Annotated in this window: 2 protein-coding genes; both read left to right on the forward strand. The window is 42.7% G+C overall.

The window, feature by feature from the left end; translation table 11 throughout:
- On the forward strand, nucleotides 1-204 hold a 204-nt coding region (locus R8N28_RS25870), incomplete at its 5' end, for a hypothetical protein (protein WP_318183738.1).
- A 163-nt stretch (nucleotides 205-367) separates the two neighbouring features.
- Nucleotides 368-847 (forward strand): GNAT family N-acetyltransferase, encoded by a 480-nt coding sequence (locus R8N28_RS25875; protein ID WP_318183739.1) that lies wholly within the window; start codon nucleotides 368-370, stop codon nucleotides 845-847.
- Nucleotides 848-1,184: the final 337 nt, after the last annotated feature.

The raw sequence follows: 1,184 nt of genomic DNA on the forward strand, positions 1-1,184 counted from the left end.
TTGTATCCAGATGAAACAGGGTGTGCGAGCATTGTTTGTAAAAATGTAATTGAACCTCAGAGTGTCGAGAAAGCCGATGATTTTCCTGAAAGGGCTGCTAATGAAACCTTGTCTTTTATCGGTAGTTTTCTATTTTCTATCGGTGAAATGGGTGCAGCTGAGAATTTGCAGGAAGAGGAATTTAGCGGAACAGCTAAAAAATAAAGGTTTTAAAAACGGGTATAACAAACGGTTAAAGAGGGACTGCCAACGCGTGGCGGTTTTTTTCAAATCAACATGTGTGATTACGATTGCTATTTTAGGTTCAGTGTTTGGCGTTGTCAGCCCCTTAACCGGGCGTTAGGCGCTATTCACTTTAGGATTAGGGATGAACGTAGAATTTAAAGTGATCAATTTGGCGCAAGATTATGATTTTTGCGTAGCTGCTCGAAAGGATGCTTACTATTGCAGTTTCGAGACCTTTTCGGGTTTTGATGATTTCATAGCAGGTTATCGAGAACGAGTTCAAGAAAGGCAATCTGGAGCAGGTTGGTTTTACATCCATATCTGGTTGGATGGAAAATTGGTAGGGCAGTTAGAGTTTCGTTCCTTTTCACCCGAGCCAGAGACCGGTTATGTTCATTTGGTTTACTTGTTGCCTGAAGTTCGCGGTTCTGGTTTGAGCCAGCAAGTTCAGGTCTACATCGAAACAGAATTAGCACGAGCTGGTTGTGATCGTGCTGTGCTTTCCGTGAGTAGAACGAACGCCAGGGCGTTAAGGTTCTATAAGCGTAATGGTTGGGTATATTGTTGCGCTAATCCGAAGCACGATGAAACCGATTTTTACCAATTACAGCTGCGCGCCTAACAAAGCGTTAAAGAGGGACTTGGCACGCGTGGCATTTTCAATTTGCGTCGGGTTTAGTGGTTAAGGTGTGATGCGGTCACGTTTGTAGTGCGTGCCTGCGCCCCTTAACGCGGCGTTATGTATTTTAATCATTGGTTTAGTGACGACTGACTAATTAACGTTGGAGCTACTGTCAATGCAACTAGAAACGAGTAAAAGCATGATTCGTATTGTTAAGAGAATTTGTGGTTCATATTATGCGCCTGGAGTTCTCATGGCCATTTTTATTATGTCGATAACTGTTGTAGAAAATAGAGTTATTGAGGGGCCATACACTGATAACGATGTGTTATACCAT

The sequence above is a fragment of the Vibrio sp. Vb1554 genome (assembly GCF_033344235.1).

What these genes read in the sequence shown, in the direction of transcription:
- R8N28_RS25875 (WP_318183739.1), top strand. Translation starts at nt 368, where the DNA reads ATGAACGTAGAATTTAAAGTGATCAATTTGGCGCAAGATTATGATTTT.